The organism is Streptomyces sp. Pv4-95 (assembly GCF_045782725.1).
GTDB lineage: Bacteria > Actinomycetota > Actinomycetes > Streptomycetales > Streptomycetaceae > Streptomyces.
Genome location: NZ_CP127172.1, coordinates 6,770,720 through 6,795,953, shown reverse-complemented (window position 1 = coordinate 6,795,953; position 25,234 = coordinate 6,770,720). Strand labels below are relative to the sequence as shown.

At 72.7% G+C, this 25,234-nt stretch carries 20 protein-coding genes; 4 read left to right on the top strand and 16 right to left on the bottom strand.

Annotation, left to right across the window (positions count from 1 at the left end; all coding sequences use genetic code 11):
* Window positions 1–141 precede the first annotated feature (141 nt).
* Window positions 142–351 carry a hypothetical protein gene (locus QOM21_RS29750; protein WP_407554108.1) on the bottom strand — a complete coding sequence of 70 codons (210 nt, stop codon included), beginning with the start codon at window positions 349–351 and terminating at the stop codon, window positions 142–144.
* A gap of 695 nt (window positions 352–1,046) precedes the next feature.
* On the opposite strand from QOM21_RS29750, the gene QOM21_RS29745 reads away from it, so the two are divergent.
* Window positions 1,047–2,420 carry a serine/threonine-protein kinase gene (locus tag QOM21_RS29745; RefSeq protein WP_407554107.1) on the top strand — a complete coding sequence of 458 codons (1,374 nt, stop codon included), beginning with the start codon at window positions 1,047–1,049 and terminating at the stop codon, window positions 2,418–2,420.
* Window positions 2,421–2,475: 55 nt separating this feature from the next.
* On the opposite strand, the gene QOM21_RS29740 is transcribed toward QOM21_RS29745, so the two are convergent.
* The 9 genes from QOM21_RS29740 to QOM21_RS29700 form a co-directional block, all read right to left on the bottom strand.
* Entirely contained in the window at window positions 2,476–3,294 is an 819-nt protein-coding gene (locus QOM21_RS29740) for a TrmH family RNA methyltransferase (RefSeq protein WP_407554106.1), read from the bottom strand.
* Window positions 3,295–3,367: 73 nt separating this feature from the next.
* Window positions 3,368–4,600, bottom strand: coding sequence for a uroporphyrinogen-III C-methyltransferase (gene cobA / locus QOM21_RS29735; protein ID WP_407554105.1), 1,233 nt, complete (start codon window positions 4,598–4,600; stop codon window positions 3,368–3,370).
* Between the two features lie 172 nt (window positions 4,601–4,772).
* Window positions 4,773–8,822: a nicotinate-nucleotide--dimethylbenzimidazole phosphoribosyltransferase gene (cobT, locus tag QOM21_RS29730; RefSeq protein WP_407554104.1), complete on the bottom strand. Its 4,050-nt coding sequence runs from the start codon at window positions 8,820–8,822 to the stop codon at window positions 4,773–4,775.
* 235 nt (window positions 8,823–9,057) lie between these two features.
* Window positions 9,058–10,278, bottom strand: a complete 1,221-nt coding sequence (gene cbiE / locus QOM21_RS29725; protein WP_407554103.1) for a precorrin-6y C5,15-methyltransferase (decarboxylating) subunit CbiE — start codon at window positions 10,276–10,278, stop codon at window positions 9,058–9,060.
* Window positions 10,279–10,421: 143 nt separating this feature from the next.
* Window positions 10,422–11,057, bottom strand: a complete 636-nt coding sequence (locus QOM21_RS29720) for a GNAT family N-acetyltransferase (RefSeq protein WP_393894266.1) — start codon at window positions 11,055–11,057, stop codon at window positions 10,422–10,424.
* 221 nt (window positions 11,058–11,278) lie between these two features.
* Window positions 11,279–12,133: a MetQ/NlpA family ABC transporter substrate-binding protein gene (locus QOM21_RS29715; protein ID WP_407554102.1), complete on the bottom strand. Its 855-nt coding sequence runs from the start codon at window positions 12,131–12,133 to the stop codon at window positions 11,279–11,281.
* Window positions 12,134–12,246: 113 nt separating this feature from the next.
* Window positions 12,247–12,987 (bottom strand): methionine ABC transporter permease, encoded by a 741-nt coding sequence (locus QOM21_RS29710; protein WP_407554101.1) that lies wholly within the window; start codon window positions 12,985–12,987, stop codon window positions 12,247–12,249.
* The gene (locus QOM21_RS29705; protein ID WP_407554100.1) at window positions 12,984–14,105 is read right to left on the bottom strand and encodes a methionine ABC transporter ATP-binding protein; all 1,122 of its coding nucleotides are present in this window, start codon (window positions 14,103–14,105) and stop codon (window positions 12,984–12,986) included. The genes QOM21_RS29710 and QOM21_RS29705 overlap by 4 nt, the downstream gene beginning before the upstream one ends.
* Window positions 14,106–14,490: 385 nt before the next feature.
* Window positions 14,491–15,138 (bottom strand): HAD family hydrolase, encoded by a 648-nt coding sequence (locus QOM21_RS29700; protein WP_407554099.1) that lies wholly within the window; start codon window positions 15,136–15,138, stop codon window positions 14,491–14,493.
* Window positions 15,139–15,255: 117 nt separating this feature from the next.
* Here QOM21_RS29700 and QOM21_RS29695 point away from each other — a divergent pair, with 117 nt between their 5' ends.
* Both QOM21_RS29695 and QOM21_RS29690 read left to right on the top strand, forming a co-directional pair.
* Window positions 15,256–15,624 carry a hypothetical protein gene (locus QOM21_RS29695; protein ID WP_407554098.1) on the top strand — a complete coding sequence of 123 codons (369 nt, stop codon included), beginning with the start codon at window positions 15,256–15,258 and terminating at the stop codon, window positions 15,622–15,624.
* The gene (locus QOM21_RS29690; RefSeq protein ID WP_407554097.1) at window positions 15,617–16,060 is read left to right on the top strand and encodes a hypothetical protein; all 444 of its coding nucleotides are present in this window, start codon (window positions 15,617–15,619) and stop codon (window positions 16,058–16,060) included. The genes QOM21_RS29695 and QOM21_RS29690 overlap by 8 nt, the downstream gene beginning before the upstream one ends.
* Window positions 16,061–16,153: 93 nt before the next feature.
* Here the strand turns inward: QOM21_RS29690 and QOM21_RS29685 are convergent, their stop codons facing one another.
* Together QOM21_RS29685 and QOM21_RS29680 are read right to left on the bottom strand one after the other, a co-directional pair.
* Window positions 16,154–16,669 (bottom strand): GNAT family N-acetyltransferase, encoded by a 516-nt coding sequence (locus QOM21_RS29685; RefSeq protein WP_407554096.1) that lies wholly within the window; start codon window positions 16,667–16,669, stop codon window positions 16,154–16,156.
* Window positions 16,670–16,983: 314 nt separating this feature from the next.
* Window positions 16,984–18,120, bottom strand: coding sequence for a glycerophosphodiester phosphodiesterase (locus QOM21_RS29680; RefSeq protein ID WP_407554095.1), 1,137 nt, complete (start codon window positions 18,118–18,120; stop codon window positions 16,984–16,986).
* A gap of 284 nt (window positions 18,121–18,404) precedes the next feature.
* Between QOM21_RS29680 and QOM21_RS29675 the strand changes: the two genes are divergently transcribed.
* A complete protein-coding gene (locus QOM21_RS29675; RefSeq protein WP_393894518.1) occupies window positions 18,405–19,076 on the top strand; it encodes a lysophospholipid acyltransferase family protein in 672 nt (223 codons plus the stop codon).
* Window positions 19,077–19,154: 78 nt separating this feature from the next.
* Here QOM21_RS29675 and QOM21_RS29670 read toward each other — a convergent pair whose 3' ends face one another.
* From QOM21_RS29670 to argH, 4 genes are all read right to left on the bottom strand, one after another.
* Window positions 19,155–21,125, bottom strand: a complete 1,971-nt coding sequence (locus tag QOM21_RS29670; RefSeq protein ID WP_407554094.1) for a bifunctional metallophosphatase/5'-nucleotidase — start codon at window positions 21,123–21,125, stop codon at window positions 19,155–19,157.
* 295 nt (window positions 21,126–21,420) lie between these two features.
* Window positions 21,421–23,070, bottom strand: a complete 1,650-nt coding sequence (locus tag QOM21_RS29665) for an MFS transporter (RefSeq protein ID WP_407554093.1) — start codon at window positions 23,068–23,070, stop codon at window positions 21,421–21,423.
* Window positions 23,067–23,618: a TetR/AcrR family transcriptional regulator gene (locus QOM21_RS29660; RefSeq protein WP_407554092.1), complete on the bottom strand. Its 552-nt coding sequence runs from the start codon at window positions 23,616–23,618 to the stop codon at window positions 23,067–23,069. The genes QOM21_RS29665 and QOM21_RS29660 overlap by 4 nt, the downstream gene beginning before the upstream one ends.
* Before the next feature lie 120 nt (window positions 23,619–23,738).
* A complete protein-coding gene (gene argH / locus QOM21_RS29655; RefSeq protein WP_407554091.1) occupies window positions 23,739–25,187 on the bottom strand; it encodes an argininosuccinate lyase in 1,449 nt (482 codons plus the stop codon).
* Window positions 25,188–25,234 lie beyond the last annotated feature (47 nt).

Below are 25,234 nucleotides of genomic sequence, written 5' to 3'. Positions count from 1 at the left end.
AGGTGGCCCCGCGAAATGCTCGATGGCCGGGCATCTCCCCAGATGCCCGGCCGTCGTGCCGTCCGCCCTACCCCCGTCCCCACGGGGTGTTGCTGCCGGAAGTCCCCGTCCCGGGCCGCTCTCCCGGGACCGGGGCGCTTGTCAGCGCCCCAGCATTCCGGCCACGGACGACGCCTGTGTCAGGACGGCTTCCCAGCCGCCGAAGACCACGGACAGGAGGATCGCCAGCGGCATCACCATGGCGACCGCGACGAGAGGATGGCGCGTGCCGGAGGGCTGTCGGCCGCCGAGCGCCGAGGCGACTCGCCGCCCGTGCGCTCGAAGGGCCGTCCGCCCTGTGGTGTCCGCCATCGTCCTGCTCCTGTCGTGTCTGGGGCGGCGGGCGTCTGACCTCGGGGGACGAGTGCTGTCGCCCGCCGCTTGAACACCACAGTAGGCAGCCGCGGGGCTCGGGTCGTCATGCCGTCGTATCGATTGGCGGGCCTCCAGGAGGATGACGGGAGGGGGTTCTGCGTACTCCCCTGGGTGGAGAGCCGGGGCGGTGACCCTGAGGGCGTCCCCGAGGGGAGCGGTCCGCGCGGCCCGCGGCGCCGGCCGCCCGGGGGCCGAACGGCGCGGCGGAGAGCGGGAATCGGGGCGGGTACGCCACTCTCGCGGCCCCCGTCCCGGCCGGACAGGTCTCCCTTGGGTGACGTCCCTCACTCGCACTCTCCCCCGGGCCGCCGTTCCTGCGCCGCTGCCGCGCGTGCTCGTCGACCGCAGCCAGGGGCACGGGGGCGGATCGGCGTCGCCCCGGGCGTCCGCGAAACCTACCTTTCGGTACGTCAATCTCCTTTCCCGAACGGAGCTTTGACCGTTCGCTGCGGAATCGGGGGCGTACGGCGGTCGTTTGCGGCCTGCGGTACGGGAATCCCGTTCGCCGGCGGCAATCCGGTGCCCGACGCATGCGCGGCCTATCAGCACAGCGAGCCGTCAATCCGTAAGCTGTGCCACGTCAGACGGTTGGCAGCGGAGTGGGGCCTCCCCACCGCAGGTAGGGGACGGACATGGCGATGATGCGGCTCCGACGCGAGGACCCGCGTGTCGTCGGGACGTTCCGGCTCCACCGCCGGCTCGGCGCGGGCGGGATGGGCGTGGTCTATCTCGGATCGGACAAGCGCGGGCAGCGGGTGGCGCTGAAGGTGATCCGCCCGGACCTCGCGGAGGATCAGGAGTTCCGCTCGCGGTTCGCGCGCGAGGTCTCGGCGGCCCGGCGTATCCGCGGCGGCTGCACGGCCCGGCTGGTGGCGGCGGATCTCGACGCGGACCGGCCCTGGTTCGCCACCCAGTACGTCCCCGGCCCGTCCCTCCACGACAAGGTCAACGAGGAGGGGCCGCTGTCCCCCGCGCAGGTCGCCTCGATCGGCGCCGCGCTGTCCGAGGGCCTGCTCGCCGTCCACGACGCGGGCGTGGTGCACCGCGACCTCAAGCCGTCCAACATCCTGCTGTCGCCCAAGGGGCCGCGGATCATCGACTTCGGCATCGCGTGGGCCACCGGCGCCAGCACCCTGACGCACGTCGGCACGGCCGTCGGCTCGCCGGGCTTCCTCGCACCGGAACAGGTACGCGGTGCCGCGGTGACGCCCGCGACGGACATCTTCGCGCTGGGGGCCACGCTCGCCTACACCTGCACCGCCGACTCGCCCTTCGGCCAGGGCAGTTCCGAGGTCATGCTCTACCGCGTGGTGCACGAGGAGGCGCAACTGGCGGGGGTGCCGGACGCACTGGCACCGCTGCTCGCCTCCTGTCTCGCCAAGGACCCGGCGGACCGCCCGAGCACCCTGTCCCTGTCGCTGCGGCTGAAGGAGATCGCCGCACGCGAGGCGCACGGCCTGTCGAGCGGCCCCCTGGAGGGCGAGCCGGCCGGCGGGGCGGGCGGCTGGAGCCATGGGGAGCGCCGGACGGCCGACCGGCCTACGGGGCAGCGTGCCGAGGAGTACGCGCGTCAGCGCACCGAGCGGCGGGCGACGGGTACGTCCACACCGCGGCCGCAGGCGAGCCGGCCCCCGGCGCCGCGGGAGGGCACTCCCCGGCCCGCGGGACCGGCGTCCGGTGCCGGATCCCGGCCACGGCCCGCCGGACGGCGCTCGGGGCGCGTCCCTGCGGCACGGCCCGGTCGCAGCGGGGCCCGCTCCGCGGTGCGTACGACGTCGGGAGGGCGCCGGCCCGGTCCGGACCGCAAGCTGCTGCGCCAGCGCATCATCGTCTTCGTGACGGTGACGCTGCTGGTGGCGCTCGGTATCGCGGCGGCGCAGGGCTGCCAGGGCCCGGCGCGCGGGCTGGGCGGGGAGCGGCCGGGGCCGGTCACCCGTGCCGAGACCGGTCACGCACCGGGCGGCGAGGACACCGGCCGGTTCGTGGCCGGGCGGCCGGCAAGTTGACCGCAGGGGGCCGCATTCGCGGTCCTGTGGCCGGCCGGGGCTCCTCGCCTGCCGGTCAGGACTCCGGGCGGCCCGTCGCGACGGCGTAGAAGGCGACCGCGGCGGCCGCTCCGACGTTGAGCGAGTCCACGCCGTGCGCCATCGGGATGCGGACCCATTCGTCGGCGGCCCGCAGGGCTCCGGTGGTCAGGCCGCCGCCCTCCGCACCGAGCATCAGGGCGGCCCGCTCCAGCGTGTGCGGGGCGGCCTCGTCGATCGCGGTCGCCTGCTCCGCCGGGGTCAGCGCCAGGAGTTTGAAGCCCGCCTCGCGTACCACCGCCAGGTCCCGGGGCCAGCTCTCCAGGCGGGCGTACGGCACGGAGAACACCGCGCCCATGGAGACCTTCACCGAGCGGCGGTAGAGCGGGTCCGCGCAGTCCGGGGAGAGCAGCACCGCGTCCATGCCGAGGGCCGCTGCGCTGCGGAAGATCGCCCCGATGTTGGTGTGGTCGTTGACCGCCTCCATCACCACGATCCGGCGGGCCGTGCCGAGGAGTTCCGTGGCCTCTGGCAGGGTCTTGCGCTGCATCGACGCCAGGGCGCCGCGGTGAACGTGGTAGCCCGTCACCCGCTCGGCGAGATCGGGGCTGACGGCGTAGACCGGTGCCGGGACCTCGTCGATGACATCGCGCATGACATCGACCCACTTGGCCGAGAGCAGCATGGACCGCATCCGGTAGCCGGCGTGCTTCGCGCGGCGGATGACCTTCTCGCCCTCGGCGATGAAGAGCCCCTCGGCGGGCTCGCGCCGACGCCGCAGCTCGACGTCGGTGAGGCCGGTGTAGTCGCTCAGCCGCGGGTCGTCCGGGTCATCGACGGTGATGATTTCTGCCACGGGAAGATAGTGCCTTGTCGGTGTCGAGGTTCCCATGCCGCGTACGGCATCGGCTGCTTGCGGGAACGGGCGGCTACTCGGGGGACGGTGCGGTGACGGCGACGACGTCCCCCACCACGATGACCGCCGGGGGACGGACGCCTTCGGCCCGCACGGTCTCGCCGAGGGTCGCGAGGGTGGCGTCGACCCGGCGCTGCGCGGCGGTGGTGCCCTCCTGCACGACGGCGGCCGGGGTGTCGGCGGGGCGTCCGTGCTCGATGAGCTTGGCGGCGATGGCGCCGCTGTTCTCCACGCCCATCAGGACGACGAGGGTGCCGCGCAGCTTGGCGAGCGCCGGCCAGTCGACCAGTGAGCGCTCGTCGTCGGGGGCGACATGGCCGCTGACGACGGTGAACTCGTGGGCCACCCCGCGGTGGGTGACCGGGATGCCCGCGGCGCCGGGGACGGAGATGGTGCTGGAGATGCCGGGGACGACCGTGCAGGAGATACCGGCCTCGGCCAGTGCCTGGGCCTCTTCCATGCCGCGGCCGAAGACGAACGGGTCGCCGCCCTTGAGGCGGACCACGGCCTTGCCCGCCTTGGCGTGCTCGATCAGGGCGTTGTTGATCGCTTCCTGGGCCATGAAACGGCCGTAGGGGATCTTCGCGGCGTCGATGACCTCGACATGCGGCGGGAGTTCGGCCAGCAGGTCGCGGGGGCCGAGCCGGTCGGCGATGACGACGTCCGCCTCGGCAAGCAGACGGCGGCCGCGCACGGTGATCAGATCGGGGTCGCCGGGGCCGCCGCCCACCAGGGCCACGCCCTTGGCGCGGCTGCGGTGGTGCGGGGCGGCCAGGGTGCCGTCGCGCAGCCCCTCGACGATGGCGTCGCGGACACCGGCGGAGCGGCGCGGGTCGCGGCCGGTGAGCACCGCGACCGTGACGCCCTCGCTGTGGCCGGTGGCCGGGGTCCAGGCGGTGGCGGCCTCCGCGTCGTCGGCGCGAACGCACCACACCCGGCGGTCCTCGGCCTCCTGGGAGGCCGCCGTGTTGGCGGCGGGATCGTCGGTGGAGATCAGCGCGTACCAGGCCCCGTCGAGGTCACCGGCCTCGTACCGGCGACGCTCCCAGCGGATCTCCCCGGTGTCGGCCATCGCCTCGACGGAGGGCGTGGCCGAGGGCGAGATCAGCAGGACATCGGCGCCCGCGGCGACGAGCGAGGGGAGCCGGCGCTGCGCGACCTGGCCGGCGCCGAGGACGACCACGCGACGGCCGGACAGCCGCAGTCCGACGGGGTAGGCAGCGTGTTCGGCGACGTGCTCAGCCATGGTGGTACGGCTCCTTGTGCGGGTGATGCGAGTACGGCGACTGGCTCAGCCACTGCGGCTCTGGAGCGGCTGGAGGGGTCGTACGGCCCCGGGGCGGTACGTGAGGAGTGACGGCCCCGGCCCACAGCCTATGGGGCTGCGGGCCGGGGGTCATGCGCGGGCGGGCCGCAGGTCAGCTCTTCTCCGTCACTCCGGCGGAGTCGAAGGTGGCGACCTCGTGCATGGCGCGGGCGGCACTCTGCACGACGGGGAGGGCCAGCAGCGCGCCGGTGCCCTCGCCGAGGCGCAGATCGAGGTCGACCAGCGGGCGCAGGCCGAGCTTGGTCAGGGCCGCGACATGGCCGGGCTCCGCGCTGCGGTGACCGGCGATGCAGGCGGCCAGCGCCTCGGGGGCGACGGCGCGGGCCACCAGCGCCGCGGCGCCGGCGCTGACGCCGTCCAGGATGACCGGGGTGCGCAGCGAGGCGCCGCCGAGGATCAGGCCGACGAGGGCGGCGTGCTCCAGGCCGCCGACCGCGGCGAGGACGCCGATGGGGTCGGCCGGGTCCGGCTGGTGGAGTTCCAGGGCGCGGCGGACCACATCGACCTTGCGGGCGTGGGTCTCGTCGTTGATGCCGGTGCCCCGGCCGGTGACCTCGACCGGGTCGACGCCGGTGTAGACCGCGATCAGCGCGGCCGAGGTGGTGGTGTTGGCGATGCCCATCTCGCCCGTCAGCAGCGCCTTGTTACCGGCCGCGACGAGGTCGCGGGCGGTGTCGATACCGACCTCGATCGCCTTCAGCACGTCCTCGTGGGACATCGCCGGGCCGACGGTGAAGTCGTCGGTGCCGGGGCGGACCTTGCGCGGCAGCAGCCCCGGGGTCGCGGGGAGGTCACCCGCCACGCCGACGTCCACCACGCACACCTCGGCGCCGACCTGATTGGCGAAGGCGTTGCAGACGGCGCCGCCGCCGAGGAAGTTGGCGACCATCTGGCCGGTGACCTCCTGCGGCCACGGCGTCACGCCCTGGGCGTGCACCCCGTGGTCACCGGCGAAGATCGCGACGGCGGCCGGCTCGGGGATCGGCGGCGGGCACTTGCGGGACAGCCCGCTCAGCTGCGCCGAGATGATCTCCAGCATGCCCAGCGCCCCGGCGGGCTTGGTCATCCGCTTCTGCCGCTCCCACGCCTCGCCGAGCGCCTTGGCGTCCAGCGGGCGGATGCCCTGCAGGGTTTCCTGGAGCAGATCGTGCGGGGCCTCGCCGGGCAGCGCCCGGCGTCCGTAGGTCTCCTCGTGGACGACCCAGGACAGCGGGCGGCGCTTGGCCCAGCCGGCCTGCATCAGCTCCGGCTCGTCCGGGAACTCGTCGACGAAGCCGATGCAGAGGTAGGCGACGACTTCGAGGTGCTCGGGCAGGCCCAGTTCGCGGACCATCTCCCGCTCGTCGAAGAAGCTCACCCAGCCGACGCCCAGGCCCTCGGCGCGGGCCGCGAGCCAGAGGTTCTCCACGGCGAGCGCGGAGGAGTACGGGGCCATCTGCGGCTGGGTGTGGCGTCCGAGGGTGTGCCGGCCGCCGCGGGTGGAGTCGGCGGTGACGACGATGTTCACCGGCGTTTCGAGGATCGCCTCGATCTTCAGCTCGCGGAACTGCTTGGCGCGCGCCTTGGGCAGCGACTTGGCGTACGCCTCCCGCTGCGCCGTGGCGAGCTGGTGCATCTTCTCGCGGGTCTCGTCCGAGCGGATGACGACGAAGTCCCAGGGCTGGGAGTGGCCGACGCTCGGCGCGGTGTGCGCCGCTTCCAGGACGCGCAGCAGGACGTCGTTGGGGATGGGGTCGCCGCGGAAGCCGTTGCGGATGTCGCGGCGCTCGCGCATCACGCGGTGCACCGCGGCGCGCTCGGATTCGTCATATCCGGTGGCCGGAGCCGGGATCGGGAGACCGCTGGGGTCCGTGCCGTGGTCCACGAGCGGGCCGTCCTGGTGCTGGGGCTGGGTGGGAAGCAGAACCTGAACGGGGGTGCCGGGGGCATCGGGCTCGTCGGAAGGAGCGGCGGGGTCGGCGTCGACGGACGGCTGGGAAGCCGCGGCCGCGAGGTCGTCCTGCTCGGCGCCTCCGGCGGGGCCCTGGTCCTGGGCGTCCTCGTAGCCCTCGCCGAGCTGGACGAGTTCGGCGCCGTCCTGGTCCTGGGGAGGCGCGTCCGCCGAAGCGTCGTCGGTCGGGGCGTCGGCGGGCTGCTCGCCTGCCGGGGCCTCCGTCGAGGAGACGGCCGGTTCCCGAACGGGTTCGGCGACGAGGTGTTCACCGGTCGCCTGGGCGGGGATGTGCACGGCCACGGGCCGGACTTCGGCGGCCGCTTCCACATCGACGGGGGCCACCTCGGAGGGTGCCGCGTCCGCGGACTCGCCGGCGGGTGCCGCCGCCTCGTCGGGCAGGGCCTGCTCGTCACCCGTCGGGGGCTGCGGCGCGGCCTGCTCCTCGGGGTCCGCGGGGGCCTCGTCGGCCGGGTTCTGCTGCCCTGCGGCGTCCTCGGGGGCACCGGGCTGTGCACCGGCGTCCGGACGCTCCGCCTCGGGCTGCTCTATGACGGCATCGTCGGCGCCCTCCTCGGGGGCGGGCATCGCGACGGGGCCCTGAGGGGCCGCGGGGGGCATCGACGCCGCTTCCGGGGCGGGCGCCGCGGGGGCCTCCGCGGCGGGGACCTCGGCTTCGACGGTCTCGGTCGGCTGTTCCTCGGCCACGGGCTGAGGCGCTTCAGCGGGCTGCTCGGCCGCGGGCTGCGCCTCGGCGGCACCGTCCACGTCCGCGTCGGCGGCCGGGGTCTCGGCTGTCGCAAGCGGCGCCTCGTCCTCGGGAGCCTCGGAAGCGGGGCTCTCCTCGACGGGCTGCTGCGGCGCCTCGGCCGGAGCGTCGGGCTGCGGCGCGTCGGCAGCCTCGGGGGCCGGCGGGCTCACGGCCTCCGGTGCGTCCGCGGCCTGCGGGGCTTCAGGTGCCGGGGCGGCTTCGGGTGCCTGCGAGGCTTCCGGCGTTTCGGGGGCCGCGGGCTCCGCCGGCTCCTGCGCCTCGGGGGCCTCCGGTGCCTCGGGCGTTTCCGGTGCGGCCGGGCCGTCCGCTTCCGCGGCCGCGGCGTCCGGAAGCGGTTCCGCCACCGCGTCCTGCGGCTGAGCGGGGGCCTCCACCGGCGCCTCGTCGGCGGCCACGGCCTCGTTGTCCGGAGCGGCGGTGGTGTCCTCCGCGGCCTCCTCCGCCGCGCCCTCGGCGGGCAGCGGCGGGGCCTGCTCGGCGGGCAGCGGGGCGTCCTGCGGAGCCGGGGCGGCGGGCGCCTCGGCGGTCTGCGCGGCCGGGGCTTCGGGGGTCGCGGTCTCCCCGACCGGTGCCGCCACGGCCTGGGCCGCGGCGTCGTTCCAGGCCGGCACCTGCGACGGGATCTCACCGAGCTGCGGGCCGGGCAGCGGCCCCTGTCCCGCGGCGCCGTACGCCTGCTCGGCATAGGACTGCCCGGCGTAGGACGCTGCCGCGAAGGCCCGCTCGGCGTACGCCACGTCGTGGAAGGACTGCTCGGCGGACGGCTGCGCGTCACCGGCGGGGCCCTGCGTCTGCGCGCGGGCGGGCTGCTCGCCCGCCGCGGGCCCACCGGCCTGCACGGGGGCGTCGAGGTACTCCGGGCCGGCGACCGGCGGTGCGGCGTGCCGGGCGGGCGCGCCCGCGGGGCCGCGGTCGGCGAGCGAGCGGACCACGCCGCCGGTCGCGTCCGGGACGGGCGGGCCCATGTGGAGCGGCCGGCGCGGGGGCGTGGCCTGGGCGGGCGCCTGGGCGCGGCTCTGCTGCGGCGCGGCCGGCTGCGGGATGCGCACGGCACCGAGGTCGACGGAACCGGAGTCCCGGCCGCCGCTCTCGTGGTCGCCGGCCGGGGCGGGCATCGGCGCGAAGCCGGCGGCCGACGGGTCGGCCTCGAACGGTGCGCTCTGCTCCGGTGCGTCCGGCTGCGGCTGCGGCATCGGCTGCTGTGCCTGCTGCTCGCTCCAGGCGCCCTGGGCGCCCGGCATCAGCAGCAGATCGTCGTCCTCGGGGACGCCGTCGGCCGGGTCGGGGTAGGGGTAGGTGTCCGGCGGCGTGACCATGCCCGGTTGCTCCATCGGTCCGGCGTCGGCAGGGGAGGAAGCGGCCGCCGGCTGCGGCTGCCCGGGATGTCCGCCTGCGTTCTCCGGCTGTCCCTCGCCCGGGACCTGGCCGGTGTCGGTCATGCGTACCCCTCGCCCATTGGTAGTGCTCCTTCCAACCGCTCGTGCGACGCGCTCGACCGGGGACGCGCCGACGCCCATAGCTAGAACGAGCGAGCACGTCTCGCGGCACGTCCGCCCTCTAGAGCTTCATATTCGGCCAAAACCACGGCTTTTTCCGGATATTGGCGTACGAAGCCGAACGCGGAACGGCGGCGCAACGATCCGCCAGCCTACCCTCCGCGGGTTGCCGTACAGGTCAAGGGTGGGGAACGCGATAGCCGCTGAGCAGAAAGACGACGGAGCGCTCGCGTTCGACCCAGACGGATGTGTCCAGGTCCACGGACTGCAGCAGCCCGCACTCGACTTCGTAGCCGCCGTCGGCCAGCGCCTTGCCGATCGCCTCGGCCTCGTCGCGGGTCGCGGCGTGGGTCACGATCCGCTCCGGGCGGCGCGCCGCGCAGGCGGTGACGACCGCCGCTCCCCCGCCGCCGACCCGCACCACGTCGGGCTCCGGCAGGTCTTCGAGGGTCTGCGGCGCGCGGCCGTGCACGACCTGGAGTTGGACGCCGTAGCGGCGGGCGACGGCGGCGGTGCGGCCGCATGCTTCCGGGTCGGCGTCCACCGCGATGACGGCGGCACCGAAGCGCGCGGCCTCCACGGCGGCGGCTCCACTGCCGGCGCCGATGTCCCAGACCAGGTCGCCCACCCGCGGCCCGAGGCGCGCGAGTTGAGCGGATCTCAGCTGGACCGACTCGCCCTCGCCGAGGGCGCCGCCGTACGCGGCGGCCGGAAGTCCCCAGCCGCGCGGGCCGGTCGGGTGCCCCACCTCGTGGGCGGCGATCCAGCCGGTCCCCTGAGCGGCGGCGCCGGCGGGCGAGCCCCCGACCACGATGACGACATTGGGGTCGCGCCAGACGTGGTCGGCCGCCTTGTCGGATGTGAGGACTGTCACCTGCTCGCGGTCGGTGCCCAGTTCCTCGCAGATGACGAAGGTGCGGTGCACACCGCCCAGCAGAAGCGCGAGTTCGGCGGGCCCGGCCCCGGGCGAGGTGAGCACCGCGACCTTGCTGTGCGCGCGGCAGACGTTCACCGCACGGCGCAGCTCACGGCTGTTGGCCACCACGATCTGGGCGTCGTCCCAGGGCATTCCGGCGCGGGCGAAGGCGGCGGCGACGGAGGAGACGGCGGGGACGACTTCGACTTCCAGGCCGTGTTCGGGGGCCCTGAGGGTGCGCACGACGCCGAAGAAGCCGGGGTCGCCGTCGGCGAGGACGACGGCGGTGCCGCGGTGCTGGGCGACCCGGCGGGCGGCCAGCGTCACGCTGCCGAGCCGGATCCGCTCGGCGTTCGGCGGGACTTCGGGCAGTGCGAGGTGGTGGGCGGCTCCGGCAACCAGCGTCGCGGCGCCGAGGGCGGAGCGGGCGGCGTCGGTCAGCGGAGAGCCGTCCCATCCGATCACCGTGACCCGGTCGGCCATGCTCGTCAGTCTCCTGGGGGCTGCTGGTGGGTGCGCACGGGGATACGAGGTCCGTGGTGTGTGGGGCGCCGGTCCTCGCCGGTGGCGAAGGGCGGCAGGCCGAGACTACCTCGCGAGTTCCGGACCTGAGCGAGGCAGTGGGGTCAATTCCACCCGGGGTAGGTGAAACCGTTGGCGTCGGCCAGCCGGGCGGGGAGGCCGTCGAGGTCCTCGGGCAGCAGGCTCCACACGATCAGATCCGTACGGATGTCCGTCCAGCCGCCGTCCTCGGTGCGGCTGCGGGCTATCCAGGCGTTGCGCAGCACGCCCTCGCTGATGCAGCCGATCTTCTGAGCGACCTGCTGGGACGCGGTGTTGTCGGCGGCCGTACGCAGCTCGACGCGCTCGAACTCCAGGTCCCGGAAGAGCCACTGCGCGACCGCGAGGACCGATTCGCAGGCGTAGCCCTCACCGCGCGCCCAGGGGGCGGTGACGTAGCCGATCTCGGTGCTGCGCACCCGCCAGTCGGTGCGGTCGACGTGGATGGTGCCGACCAGCCGCTGGGTGAGGAATTCAGTGACGGCCAGGGCGATGCCGCGGCCTTGGGTGCGGACCGCGGCGGCCTTGCGGGTCACCCAGGCTCGGGCGTCGTCGACGGTGTACGGGTGCGGCACGGTCGTCCAGGCGGTGACGAGTTCGTCGGTCATCATCTCCGCGAGGGCGGGCACGTCGGCCTCCTCGAAGGGGCGCAGCACCAACCGGTCCGTGCTGATGGAGATGTCCGGAAAGGTGGATGTCATGCCGCTGCTCCAACGCCGTTGACCATGGTGCTCCGGGAACGTCACGGGCCGTTCATGCCGTGAAGTCACGGGCCGCCCTGACCGTCTTGAGTGCACCAGCATGCAGCATCTGCCTGCGGATGTGCCACGCACCGTGGGCCCCGGACGCGCAGTGCACGTCCGGGGCCCACGGTGCGGCGACGCGGAAGGCCGCCCTTGGACGGGCCGACCGCGCGGCGGGGTCAGCTCTTGGCCGGGCCGAAGGCCGGGATGACCGAGCCGTCCTTGTACTTGTCCTGGAGGAACTTCTTGACCTCGGGGGAGTTCAGAAGCTTGGCGAGCTTCTTGACCCGCGGGTCGTCCTCGTTGCCCTTCTTGACGGCCAGGAAGTTGGCGTAGGGGTTGTTCTCCACCTTCTCCACGGCCAGCGCGTCGGTGGAGGGCTTGAGCTTGGCCCCGATGGCGAAGTTGCCGTTGATGATCGCGGCGTCGACATCGTCGATACGCGGCGCGGTCTGGGCGGCCTCCAGCTCGGTGATCTTGATGCCCTTGTCGTCCTTGACGTCCGTCAGCTTGGCGTCCGAGCCGACGCCGGGCTTGAGGGTGATCACGCCGTTGTCGGCGAGCAGCTTGAGTGCACGGCCCTCGTTGGAGGGGTCGTTGGGGACCGAGACGGTGCTGCCGGCCTTGAGCTCGGAGAGCTTGTCGATCTTCTTGGAGTAGACGCCGAGCGGCTCGATGAGCACGTTCTGGACGGGCACGATGTGCGTGCCGTTCTCCTTGTTGAAGGTGTCGAGGAACGGCTTGTGCTGGAAGAAGTTGGCGTCGACCTGGCCGTCGTCGGTGACCTTGTTGGGGATCTTGTAGTCGTTGAACGGCTTCACGACCAGCTTCAGGCCGGCCTTGTCCGCCAGCTTGTTCTTGACGAAGTCCAGGATGGCGCCGTGCGGCGTGGGGCTGGCCGCGACGACGAGGGGCGCGTTCTTGTCGCCCTTGTCGCCGGCGGTCGTGTCGGAGGGAGCGCTGCAGGCGCTCGCGCCCAGGGCGACGGCGGAGGCGGCGGCCACGGCCACGGAGATCTTTACGGTGTTGCGCACGAAGAGTGCCTCTTTCTTGTTCGCGCGAGCGGGGTCGCGCGTGGTGTACACCCGGCAAAGGGTCCGGGCTCTTGGGTGATGCGGTGGGTACGGGTTGCGGGGGGGCAGGCGGATCAGGCGGCTTCCCCCGCGGCGACGGCCGGCTCCTCGGTGACGCGCCGAGCGCGGCGCAGGCCGACGCGTGCGGGGCCGCGGGTGCCCCGGCCGGCGAGCCGTCGGACGGCGAGGTCGCCGAGCAGCTGCACGAGGGTGACGAGGACGATCAGCTCCACCACGGTGGTGATCATCAGCGAGGTCTCGTACTGCTGGTAGCCGTAGGTGTAGGCCAGGTTGCCCAGGCCGCCACCGCCGACCGCGCCGGCGATCGCGGAGTAGCCGATCAGCGTGATGACGGTGGTGGTGACGGCCGCCACCAGCGCCGGCAGGGCCTGCGGGAGCAGCACCTTGAACACGATGGTCCAGGTGCCGCCGCCCATGGCCTGCGCCGCCTCGACGAGGCCGTGGTCGACCTCGCGCAGCGACGCTTCCACCAGCCGGGCGAAGAACGGGATGGCCGCGATGGCCAGAGGCACCACCGCGCCCGTGGGGCCGATGGAGACGCCGACGACCATCCGGGTGAAGGGGATCAGCACGACGATCAGGATCAGGAACGGGAAGGACCGTCCGATGTTCACGATCGCGCCGAGGACCCTGTTCACCACGACGTTCTGCAGGACGGCCCCGCGGTCGGTCAGGTGCAGCAGCACACCGACCGGGATGCCGACGAGGACGGCCCAGACCGTCGACCACCACACCATGAAGAGGGTGTCGAGGGTGTTGTCGTACAGCAGCGGCTGCATGTCGGTCCAGCTCACTTGGCACCTTCCTTCAGCAGCGCGGCGGCGGGAGCCGGGATCGCACGGTCGTTGTCGGCGGTCGCGCCTGCGGCCTCGTCGGAGTCGGCGCCCTCGGTCGCGTCGGCGGCCTCGGCCGCGTCCACCACATCGACCTGGAGACCCTGCTCGCGCAGGAACCCGATGGGCACGACGTTCTCCTCGAAGGGACCGGGCAGCTCGATGCGCATCCGGCCCACCTGCTTGCCGCCGACGGTGTCCATGGCGGCACCGAGGATCGAGACGTCGACGTTGTACGTGCGCGACAGCTCGGAGATCACCGGGCGGGTGGCGGCCGCGCCGTGGAAGGTGACGTCGACGACCGTACGGTCCTCGGCGGACGGCTCGCCGCCCACCGGGAACAGCTCCCGGGCGAGTTCGGAGCCGGGGGTCGCCAGGAGGTCCGCGACGGTGCCCTGCTCGACGACACGTCCGTTCCGCATCAGGGCGGCCGAGTCGCAGATCGTCTTGACGACGTCCATCTCGTGCGTGATGAGGACGACGGTCAGTCCCAGCTTGCGGTTGAGGTCGCGCAGCAGCTGGAGGATCGAGCGGGTGGTCTCGGGGTCCAGGGCGCTGGTGGCCTCGTCGGAGAGCAGCACCTTGGGGTCGCCGGCCAGCGCGCGGGCGATGCCCACCCGCTGCTTCTGGCCGCCGGAGAGCTGGGCGGGGTACGCCTTGGCCTTGTCGGCGAGGCCGACCAGGTCCAGCAGCTCCAGAGCCTTGCGGGACCGCTCGCGGCGGTCCACCTTGAGGATCTCCAGGGGCAGTTCGACGTTGGCCTGGACGGTGCGCGAGGACAGCAGGTTGAAGTGCTGGAACACCATGCCGATGTGGCTGCGCGCGGCACGCAGCGCGGCGTTGGCGCGCTTCTGGTCGCCGGCGAGTGCCGTGAGGTCCTGGCCGGCGACGGTGACCGTGCCGGAGGTGGGGCGCTCCAGGAGGTTGAGGCAGCGGATCAGGGTGGATTTTCCGGCGCCGCTCTGTCCGATGACGCCGTACACCTCGCCCTCACGGACGTGCAGATCGACGCCGTCCAGGGCGGTGACTTCGCGGTCTCCTGAGCGGTAGACCTTGGTCAGGCCCGTTGTGGTGATCACAGGGAATTCCGTCACTGTCGAGTGCGCGGTGGCTCGCCCACCGGGCACGGGGCATTCTTGCGAGTGCGGCAGAGGAGAGACGCCGAAGGCAGCGGGCAGGGCCCGGCTCCGGGTTCCGTGACGCGGGGCGGCCGGTTCCGTCGTGGACGAAGACACGGCACAAGCGGGGTCTCGCTTCGGGGCGCGAGGCTCAGGCGGGGGCCCTCAGCGGTCACACATTCGACACAGGCAACGAGCACCGGGCGTCGTGATCGCCTCGGTCGCAGGGGTGCGGCTGCTCGTCGTGGTCATGGCGGCAAGTAAACCAGACACGAGTACGGGCCGATCAACCCAGTCCGGATAGCGGACATGGGTGACCGGTCCGTGGACAGTGGCCCTTCCGCGCTCAGTCCGCGGTGGTGATCTCCAGCCCGCCGTTCGTGGCCTGCACCGATACCGCGGACAGGTCGGGGACGACGACGTCCGCGACCAGTTCCTCCGCCCGGTGCGTTGTGGTCAACGCCACGGTGGTCATCCCGGCCGCCCGGCCCGCCTGGAGCCCGGCCGGAGCGTCCTCGAAGACCACGCAGTCGGCCGGGTCCACACCGAGCCGCCGGGCGCCGAGCAGGAAGGGCTCCGGGTCCGGCTTGCCGCGGGTGATGTCGTCGGCGGAGACCAGGTGCTTGGCGCGCACCCCGACCTCGGCCAGCCGGGCCTCGGCCAGCCGGCCCGTGGCGGAGGTGACGACCGCCCACCGGTCCGCGGGCACGCTCTCCAGCAGGGCGCGGGTCCCGGGCAGCAGGACCACGCCGCCCGCGGCGTCCTCGATCTCCAGCTGCTCGATCCGGGCCAGCGCCTCGGGCACCCGCTCGGCCGGCAGCAGATCGGCCGCGATCTCCGCCGCCGGACGGCCGTGCAGCTCGACCGCCGCGAAGTCCTCCTCGGTGATGCCGTACTCCTTCGCCCACCGGGTCCAGCAGCGGTACACGGAATCCAGGGAGGAGATGAGGGTGCCGTCGTTGTCGAAAAGGAGTGCTTGCGCGGAGATCTTCATGTTTCACCAGCGTACGGGCGGCCACGGGGCCGGGCGCAGCCGCCCTCCGGACGCCGATTAAAGTCGCCCCATGCCCCTCTACTCCCCGGCGCGCAGCCACGCCGCACGGAGGTCCCGGTGATCGACGCACTGACGATGGTGGTCGGTGTGACCGCTCTCGCCCTGGCCGCCTGGTGCGGCTTCGCCGCGTACCGCGACCAGCCGACGAAGGACTGGCACTTCATCGGCATGGCCGCCGTGTCCCTGCTCGGCCTCGTCCAACTGGTCATCGCCGTCGTGCAGTTGGCGCGCGGACAGTCGCCGGAGCAGGGCACCGCGATCTTCGTTTCCTATCTGCTCGGCGCCGCCGCGTGCGTACCGGCGACCGGGTTCATGTCCCTCGCGGAGCGCACCCGCTGGGGTTCGGCCACCGTCGCCGCGGGAGCCGTGGTGCTGGCCGTGCTGGAAGTGCGGCTGTTCGACATCTGGGGAGGCGGCAGTGCCTGAGAACACCACGACCACCGCGTCGGACGGCGCGGGCACGGCCCCGCCGAGGCGCTCGCTCGGCACCGGCCCGGGACGGCTGCTGGTCACGCTCTACGGGGTCTTCACCGTCGCCGCCGCGTCCCGCTCGCTCTACCAGCTGATCGCCCAGTTCGACCGGGCGCCGCTCGCCTACAGCCTGTCCGCGGTCTCCGCGGTCGTCTACGGCTTCATCACGTTCTCGTTGGTGCGCGGCGGCGAAGGGGCCCGCAGGGCGGCGTTCGCCTGCTGCGCGCTGGAGCTGCTCGGGGTGCTGGGCATCGGCACCTGGACGCTGCTCGACCGGTCCGCCTTCCCCGATGCCACCGTCTGGTCGGACTACGGCATGGGCTATCTCTTCATCCCGATCTTCCTGCCCGTCACCGGCCTGATCTGGCTGCGCCGGGCCCGGTCGGCGTAGCCGCTGCGCCCCGGCGGGGCTCCGGTGCCCCGCCGGGTGGCGGGAAAGGCGGACGGGCCCGGCGGCGGCACCGGCGGGCCCTTCACCTCGTCGCTACGCCCCGGCCACGAACACCTCGGCGGGATCCTTCGCCACCAGCTCCTTCTCCAGCGTGATCAGGCTCAGCCGGCGGGACACCTGCTCCGTGCCGACCGGAGCGTAGCCGCGGCTGCGGTAGAGGCGCAGATTGCCCTCGCTGCGGTGGCCGGTGAAGAGGCGGAAGCGCTTGGCCGACCGCTCGGCCGTCAGCCGCTCCTCCACCGCGGCCAGCAGCCGGCCGCCGAGTCCGTGGCGCTGCAGCCGGGGGTGCACGATGAGCTTGGCTATGGCGGCGGTGCCGTCCGCGTCGACCGTGCCGCGCACCGACCCGACCACCTCCTCGCCGAGCCGGGCCACCACGACGCATCCCTCGCCGAGTTCGGCGCGCAGGGCGTCCAGGCTCTGGGTGAGCGGCTCGATGCCGTAGTCGTCGTACAGCGCGGCTTCCTGCTGGTAGCAGAGGTACTGCAGTTTGAGGATCTGCTCGGCGTCCTGGTCGGTCGCCGCAGAGATGGTCACGCTCGTGCCCATGCGCGTATGCCTCCCCTTTTCGGTTCGCTGGTCCGGGCGCGCTGAGGGTGGAGGGTTGCCGCGCCCGGAGCTGTGTGCCCTGACCGACGGCGCCGTGGGTGTCACGCCGCCGCCGTGGCAGGACTGCCACCGCTCCTCCGTCAGTCCCCGGATTCGTGCGGCGGCAATCTCGCCGCGAGCATTCTGCGCAGGCATTCGGGACAAGGGGAACGGACCGGCCCCCTGCTCTCCTGTGACATTCCCAACTCAGATGAGAAGACGGCAGGAGCGGGCGCCGGTCCGGGAGCGGTGGAGCCTCGACGCGGCCCAGGCGGTCAGCCCCTGCGGAACTCCGCGGCCGCCAGCAGGGCGGTGTCGGGGTTGTCGGAGAAGAGGCCGTCGATGCCGGTGGCGAGGTATGCCTTGAAGACACCGAGGGCGTCGCCGTAGGCGTTCGGGTCGGTGCCGCGGCGGTAGTCGGCCGGCAGGAAGGTGTTCTCGTTGCGGACGGTGTAGGGGTGCAGCACCAGCCCGGCGGCATGGGCGTCGGCGACGACGGAGGTGGGCTCGCCCAGCTTGCCGTCCTTGTCGCGCGGGATGATCACGGTGAGGTCCGGGCCGATGCCCTGGCCGAACCGGGCGATCCACTTCAGCCCCTCGGGCGTGACCAGATCGGCGACCGTACGCGGGTCACCGGCCTCGACGAAGTCCCAGGGCCGGCTGGTGAGGGTGGAGAGCAGGACGACCTTGGGGCAGTCGACCAGCCGGTCCAGCCGCTGGATGCTGCCGGGTTCGAAGGACTGCAGGAAGTTCGGGGAGTTCTTCTTGTGCCTGCCGTGCGCGCGCAGCGCCTTCGCCAGCCGCTCCTCCAGGCCGAGGCCCAGCTTGCGGAAGTAGGTGGGGTGCTTGGTCTCGATGTGCAGCCAGACGCGGCGGCCCCGCTTGCGGCCCTCGCGTTCGGCCCACTGCAGCACCTCCTCGAAGGAGGGGACCTCCCACCGGCCGTCGTAGAGGGTGTTGTGCTGCCGGGTGCCCGGAATGCGCTCCTTGGCGCGCAGCGTCTTGATCTCGGCGAGGGTGAAGTCCTCGGTGAACCAGCCGGTGAGCTTCACGCCGTCGACGGTCTTGGTCGTCCTGCGGTCCGCGAACTCGGGGTGCGCCGAGACATCGGTGGTGGCGGTGATGTCGTTCTCGTGGCGGCAGACCAGGTGCCCGTCCTTGGTGGGCACGAGGTCCTGCTCGATGACGTCCGCGCCCATGTCCAGGGCGAGTTGGTAGGAGCCGAAGGTGTGCTCGGGCCGGTAGCCGCTGGCGCCGCGGTGTCCGACGACGAGCGGCACCGGCAGCTCGTGGCCCCCACCGCTCCGCTCGCCGGCGCTCGCGCTGCCGGCTCCGCCCAGTACCGCCGCGCCCGCGCCGAGGGCCGCCGCTCCCAGCACCGTGCGCCGTCCCGGCTGCTGCCGCTTCTGCATGCCCGTGCTCCTTGCTGTGAGGTGTCCGGGAGTAAGTCCGGTGATTTCCAGGTGATGCGCATGTGTCCCGCACCTGTCAACGGGACGGGGTGATCGTAGGCACGGACGGGCCGCGTCGGGGAGACGCGGGACGACTTCCGGGAGAAGATGGAGGTAACACACGTCAACTCTGCGTATCGAGCCTGTGAACCCGACGTGCGAGGCGGGTCAACCCGCGAGTATCGTCCTGGGCTGCAGAAACTCTGCGCTTGCTCGATCTGACCATCCACGACCCGGAGGGCCCGTTGTCCCGCATTGTGCTGAAGGCGATTCTCGGATTCGTCATGCGTGTCCTGTACCGCCCGAAGGTGGAGGGCATGGAGCGCATTCCGGGCAGTGGGCCGGTGATCCTCGCAGGTAACCACGTCACGTTCATCGACTCGCTCTTCCTCGGCCTGATCGTCAAGCGCCCGGTGTTCTTCATCGGCAAGGACGAGTACGTCACCGGCACGGGCCTCAAGGGCCGGCTGATGGCCTGGTTCTTCACCAGCTCCGGCATGATCCCGGTGGACCGCGACGGCGGCCACGGTGGCGTCGCCGCCCTGATGACCGGCCGCCGCATCCTGGAGGAGGGCCGGGTCTTCGGCATCTACCCCGAGGGCACCCGCTCCCCCGACGGCCGGCTCTACCGCGGCCGCACCGGCATCGCCCGGCTGGCGCTGATGACCGGCGCGCCGGTCGTGCCGTTCGCGATGATCGGCACGGACAAGGTGCAGCCCGGCGGCAAGGGCCTGCCGCGCGTGGCCCCGGTGACGGTCCGCTTCGGTGAGGCGCTGGACTTCTCCCGCTACGACGGCATGGACCGCGACCGCTACGTGCTGCGGGCCGTCACCGACGAGGTGATGAGCGACGTCATGGAGCTGTCCGGTCAGGAGTACGTCGACATCTACGCCACCAAGGCCAGGGCCGCCGCCTGACCTCCCCTTCGCGCAGCAGCCGGGCCCCGTCCGTTCGTCGGACGGGGCCCGGCCTCTTGGTGCCCGCGGTGGCGCGGATCAGCAGGGCACCCGGATCCCGCGGTGGGCGCGCTGCCCCTCGGGGCCGGCGGTCGACGCCCGGCGCAGTGCCGCCTCGGGACGGGGCACCTCGCTGCCGTCGGGCTGGAGCATCTGGAGCCGTTCGACGACGGAGCCGACCCGCGCGCCGGGCGCGTCCGCGTTCTTGACCGCCACCCGGTTCAGCGGCGCGGGCGCCAGCTGCCGCTCGGCGCGGACGAACGCCACGAAGCTCTCGTAGTCACGCTGGTGCCTGACGGCCGCGGTGAACCCGGTGAAGGCGCTGAAGCCGTCCTGGTTGATGAGGGTGTACGAGGGTGCGGCGAGGCGGTACCTGCGGGCCGGGTCGAGCGCGGTGCCGTTGATGTACACATCGGCGGCGTCGACCCGCCGTCCGACCGGACCCGACGCGTCGAACGTGTAGCGGACGTTGGCGGAGACGGCCAGGGGCGCGAACCCCAGCCCGCCGCCCGCGGTGGGCGCCCACTGCTCCTCCAGCGCGTCGTGGATCTGCGCACCGGTGACCGTCACGGTCAGGATCGGGTCGCCGAAGCCGACCGCGTGCCATGCCTGCCCGAGGGTGACGGTGCCGCCTGTCGCCCCGTCGTGGACGAGGTCCGCGGCGATCACGGCCTGTCCGACACGCGGCGCGACGGCGATGACGGCGAGTTCCGCCGGGGCGCCGGGGTCGCTTCCGGGGTCGGCCATCGCATCGGCGGGCTGCCTGCCCGCCCACAGCGCCCAGTCGGCCACCAGGTCGCCCATGGTGCTCTCCCCCGCGGCGTTGCGCCGCCGGGTGAAGGAGGCGGTCTGCTTGCCGATGGGGGCGCGGGCGCGCCGGGTGGCGTAGCCCGCCCAGTAGTCGGCGATCGACCGGAGTCCCGCGTGCGGTGCCACATCCCGGGTGTTGGGGTGGTTGGTGGCGGTGGTCAGGGACCGGATGACCTTGCCGGTGACGGGGTCGAGGCGCAGGTTGATCTCGTTGACGATCTGGCCGTAGCAGCCGGCCTCGACGAACGGGCGGGGGTTGCCCTTGGGGTCGGGCACCATCATCGTGAACGCCTTGTGCCAGTGGCCGGTGACGATCGCGTCGATGTCGGGGGTGACGCGCAGCGCCAGCTCGTAGGCGGGTCCTGAGGGGTTGGAGCCGCTGGAGAAGTCGCTGCCGGCGACGGCGCCGTCGTGCATGCTCAGCACGATCGCGTTGACGCCGCGTGACTTCAGTTCCGCGGCGCAGCGGTTGGCGGTCTCCACTTCGTCCAGGGTGCGCAGCCCCGGCTGGTAGGAGCCGGGGAAGGACTCGCTGCCGATGGCGGTCAGATGGATGAACCCGATCGGCAGCCGGCGGCCGCCCCCGGCGTCCACGTACGCGATGTTGTACGGCGGGAGCACCCTCTTTCCGGTCGAGCGCCACACCATGTTGGCGCTGTAGTAGGGGAAGTCCGCGCCGCGGAAGCGTCGTCCGGTGGAGTCGGCGAAGGCATCGTCGCGGTCGACCACCGGGAAGGGTTCGCCGTCCTCCATGTGGGAGGTGAGGAAGGTGGCGGACTTGTCGAACTCGTGGTTACCGGCCGAGGCGAAGTCCAGCCCCATGGCGTTGAGCGCCTCGATGGTGGGCTCGTCGGCGAAGGAGGAGGCGTCGAACTCCCAGCCGGAGAAGAGGTCTCCGGGGGCGAAGAAGAGGGAGTTGCGCCGGCCGGTCCGCAGCCGTTCGAGGTGGGTGGCCATGTAGGCCACCCCGCCCACGGTGTAGGTCTTGCCGCCCGCCCCGGTGATGACCGCGTTGCCGCCGGGTGCGGCCTGGAGATAGCCGTGCAGGTCGGTGATGTTGAGCAGTTGGACGTCGACGTACTCGTCGGCGGTGGCCGCGTCGCGGGCGTGTCCGGTGGCGTAGGCGTTGCTGCCGATCGCGCTGGCGGTGGCCATGGCCCCCGCCGCGGTGAAGAAGAAGCGTCGTCCGATGTCTCGCACTGCGTCACTCTCCTGAGCGGGCCGGCCTGAGGGGGACGACGGGAGAGTCTTGCGCGCCGCGCGGGACGCCGGGCCACCTGGGCGGGTACCGGACGTGAACGGCCGGGGACAGTCGCCCCCGGGGCGTGTCCCGTGGATCATTGCCGCTGCCCGGCTCCTGATCCACAGGACACGCCAGCTCGCGCTCGGCGGGCCGGCGCTGTCCCTCGTTCGCCCGGCAGGCAGCTGCGCGGGAGGGCGCGCGTCACCTCGATCCGAGGGAGCGCCGGTCGGGGGCGGGCCTACGGCCGGTCGGCTACGGGCGCTGTGAGGGGCCGCCGGCCGCGGAGCCGGACTCGGACTCGGACTCGGACTCGGACTCGGCCGACGCTCCCGGCTCCGGCTCGCTCGCCGGCTTCGGCCGGCCGGTGCCCAGCTCCTGGCCGCGCAGCAGGAACCAGGCGGCCACTGCGGCGGACAGCAGGATCACCGCGCCCACGCCGGCCGCGATGTCCAGTCCGTCGACGAAGGAGTCCTGAGCGGCCCTGATCAGCGCCTGTCCCTGGCTGCCGGGGAGCGCGCCGGCCTGCTCGAAGGCTCCGCCGAGCGACTCACGGGCGCCCTCGGTGGCCTCCTCGGACAGCCCCGGTGGCACCGCGAAGCCGCGGTAGATGCTGGTGACGATGGAGCCGAGCACCGCGATGCCGAGCGCGGCGCCCAGTTCGTAGGCCGTCTCGGAGACCGCGGAGGCGGCGCCCGCCTCCTCCTTGGGGACGCTGGAGAGGATCACGTCGGCGGTGACGGTGAAGGAGAATCCGGCGCCGATCCCGACGACGAAGAGGATCGTGCCCAGCGCGAAGGTGCCGGTGTCGGCGTGCAGGGTCATACAGCCGGCGAGCGAGAGGCCGACCACCGCGAGGCCGCCGGACACCACGATCCGCACGGACAGGCGCCTGGCGACGTAACCGGCGGCGAGGCCCGCTCCCACCGCGCCGACCGCGGCGGGGAGTTCGGTGAGCCCGGCGTTCAGCGGTGAGCGCAGCTGGACCATCTGGAGGAACTGGGAGAGGAAGAAGACCAGTCCCGACAGGCCCAGGATGGTCAGCAGGTCGGCCAGGACCGCCCCGGAGAAGCCCCGGTGGTGGAAGAGCTTCATGTTCAGCAGCGGCGAGCTCAGTGTGTGCTGGCGGCGGACGAACACCACGAGGGCGAGGACGCCGACGACCGCGGACAGCGCGATGTCCCAGCGGACGCCGTGGACCGCGACCTCCTTGATGGCGTAGACGAGGGCGACGATGCCCACCAGCGACAGCAGGACGCTGGGGATGTCCCAGGGGCCGGGATCGGGGTTGCGGGACTCCGGGATGACCTTGGCGCCCACGACGACCAGCAGCGCCATCACCGGCAGGTTGATCAGGAAGACCGATCCCCACCAGAAGTGGCCCAGCAGGAAACCGCCGAGGACCGGGCCGACGGCGGTGCCGGCCGAGGCCATCGCGCCCCAGATGCCGACCGCGAGGCTGCGCTCCCTGGGGTCGTGGAAGAGATTGCGGATCAGCGCGAGGGTGGACGGCATCAGCGTCGCACCGGCCACGCCCAGCAGGGCGCGGGCGGCGATCATCATCTCCGGGCTGCTGGCGTAGGCGCACAGCACCGACACCGCGCCGAACGCGGTGGAGCCCAGCAGCAGCAGTTTCTTGCGGCCGATCCGGTCGCCGAGGCTGCCCATGGAGACCAGCAGCCCGGCGATGACGAAGGAGTAGATGTCGCCGATCCACAGCAGCTGGGTCCCCGAGGGGCGCAGGTCCTCGCTGAGGAACGGGGTGGCCAGACCGAGGACCGTGACATCGACACCGACGAGCAGGACGGCCAGGACCAGGACGGCGAGTGCGAGCCAGCGGCCCGGGCGCGGCTGATCGTCCACATGGCCCGAACCCACCGGCCCTGACGCTATGGTCTCGCTCATTTCTCCATGCTCCGTCGGATGCCGCCGAGCAGCAGCTCGGCGATCGAGTGGTTGAGGTCGTTGCGGGCGACGCGCCCTTCCTGGACGGCCCAGGAGCCGGCGCCGATGAGGCCGTAGAACGCCTCGGTGAGCCAGGCCGAGCTGAGGTCGATGCGGAAGTCGCCCTCCTCCTGGCCGCGCCGGAAGAGAGCCGTGATCCGGGCGTCCAGCCGGGCCCAGCCGGCGTTGACCTCGGCGCCCTCGAAGAGCTGGTTCTCGGTGAAGAGGAAGGCCAGCACCGCGGCGACCGGCTCGGCCTCGGTGATCAGCCGGCGCAGCGCGTCGGAGGCGTTGCCGTCGTCGAGCGCGGCCGCGTCCATCGCCTGGGCGAACTGGGCGATCCCCAGCTCCTCCAGGGCCCGGATCAGCGCGTCCCGGCCGGCGAAGTGCCGGTGCAGGGTCGCGCGGCTGATGCCGGCGGCGCGGGCGATGTCGTCCATCGGTGTCGTCGCCCTGCGGGTCAGCAGGGCGGCGGCTTTCCTGAGCACCTGTTCACGATCGACGGCCATGAGACACAGGCTAACCGAATGAGACACCGATGTCTCATCTTTTTGGGGCACGGCACATACGACGGCGGCCCCCACCCTTGCGGATGGGGGCCGCCGGTCACCGCACGTCGGCGGTTCGCGTCACTTCTTGGCCGCTGCCCAGGTCTGCTGCGTCACCAGGTCGGCCCGCACCTCGGCGAGCTGGACGGCCACCGCCGAAGGGGCGGTGCCGCCGCGACCGTTGCGCGAGGCGAGCGCGCCGGGGACGTTGAGGACCGTACGGACCTCGGGGGTCAGGTGCGGCGAGATCTTGGCGAACTGCTCATCGGTGAGCTGGTCCAGCTCGATGTCGTGCGCCTCGCACTCCTTGACGCACTCGCCCGCGACCTCGTGCGCCACCCGGAACGGCACACCCTGCTTGACCAGCCACTCGGCGATGTCGGTGGCCAGCGAGAAGCCGGCCGGGGCCAGCTCCTCCATGCGCTCGCGGTTGACGGTCAGCGTGGCCATCATGCCGGTGAACGCCGGAAGCAGGACCTCCAGTTGGTCACAGGAGTCGAAGACCGGCTCCTTGTCCTCCTGCAGGTCGCGGTTGTACGCGAGCGGCAGCGCCTTGAGCGTCGCCATGAGGCCCGTCAGGTTGCCGATCAGGCGGCCCGACTTGCCGCGCGCCAGCTCCGCGATGTCCGGGTTCTTCTTCTGCGGCATGATCGACGAGCCGGTGGAGAAGGCGTCGTGCAGGGTCACGAAGGAGAACTCCTTCGTGTTCCAGATGATGACCTCCTCCGCGATCCGGGAGAGGTTGACGCCGATCATCGCGGTGATGAAGGCGAACTCCGCGACGAAGTCACGCGAGGCCGTACCGTCGATGGAGTTTCCGGCCGAGCCGTGCTCGAACCCGAGGTCCGCGGCGACCGCCTCCGGGTCGAGGCCCAGCGAGGAGCCGGCCAGCGCGCCGGAGCCGTACGGCGAGACGGCGGTGCGCTCGTCCCACTGGCGCAGCCGCTCCGCGTCCCGCGACAGCGACTGCGCATGCGCCAGGACGTGGTGGGCGAAGAGCACCGGCTGGGCGTGCTGGAGGTGGGTGCGGCCCGGCATCGCGACGTCCGGGTGCGCCTCGGCGAGGCCGACGAGCGCCTCCTGGAGGTCCGCGATGAGCCCGCCGACGAGCCGGGCGTGGTCGCGCAGGTACATCCGGAAGAGGGTGGCGACCTGGTCGTTGCGCGACCGGCCGGCCCGCAGCTTGCCGCCGAGGTCCGCACCGAGGCGCTCCAGCAGACCGCGCTCCAGGGCGGTGTGCACGTCCTCGTCGGCGACGGTGCCCGTGAAGGAGCCGTCCGCCACATCGGCTTCGAGCTGGTCGAGACCGGCCAGCATCCGCTCCAGCTCGTCGGCGGTGAGCAGTCCGGCGGTGTGCAGCACCCGGGCGTGGGCGCGGGAGCCGGCGATGTCGTACGGCGCGAGCCGCCAGTCGAAGTGGACCGAGGCCGACAGCTGGGCCAGCGCCTCGGCCGGTCCGTCGGCGAAACGGCCGCCCCAGAGCCGGACGTCGCCGGAACTCTTCTGCGTCGGATCCGCGCCGTTGCTCACTGCTGCTCCTCAAGGCTGTGACTGAGTCTTCCGGGGCGTCCCCGGAC

Coding starts and splice junctions, on each gene's coding strand:
- QOM21_RS29750 (WP_407554108.1), bottom strand. CDS start 351: ATGGCGGACACCACAGGGCGGACGGCCCTTCGAGCGCACGGGCGGCGA.
- QOM21_RS29745 (WP_407554107.1), top strand. CDS start 1,047: ATGGCGATGATGCGGCTCCGACGCGAGGACCCGCGTGTCGTCGGGACG.
- cobA (WP_407554105.1), bottom strand. CDS start 4,600: ATGGCTGAGCACGTCGCCGAACACGCTGCCTACCCCGTCGGACTGCGG.
- cobT (WP_407554104.1), bottom strand. CDS start 8,822: ATGACCGACACCGGCCAGGTCCCGGGCGAGGGACAGCCGGAGAACGCA.
- cbiE (WP_407554103.1), bottom strand. CDS start 10,278: ATGGCCGACCGGGTCACGGTGATCGGATGGGACGGCTCTCCGCTGACC.
- QOM21_RS29720 (WP_393894266.1), bottom strand. CDS start 11,057: ATGACATCCACCTTTCCGGACATCTCCATCAGCACGGACCGGTTGGTG.
- QOM21_RS29700 (WP_407554099.1), bottom strand. CDS start 15,138: ATGAAGATCTCCGCGCAAGCACTCCTTTTCGACAACGACGGCACCCTC.
- QOM21_RS29685 (WP_407554096.1), bottom strand. CDS start 16,669: ATGGGCACGAGCGTGACCATCTCTGCGGCGACCGACCAGGACGCCGAG.
- QOM21_RS29680 (WP_407554095.1), bottom strand. CDS start 18,120: ATGCAGAAGCGGCAGCAGCCGGGACGGCGCACGGTGCTGGGAGCGGCG.
- QOM21_RS29665 (WP_407554093.1), bottom strand. CDS start 23,070: ATGAGCGAGACCATAGCGTCAGGGCCGGTGGGTTCGGGCCATGTGGAC.
- QOM21_RS29660 (WP_407554092.1), bottom strand. CDS start 23,618: ATGGCCGTCGATCGTGAACAGGTGCTCAGGAAAGCCGCCGCCCTGCTG.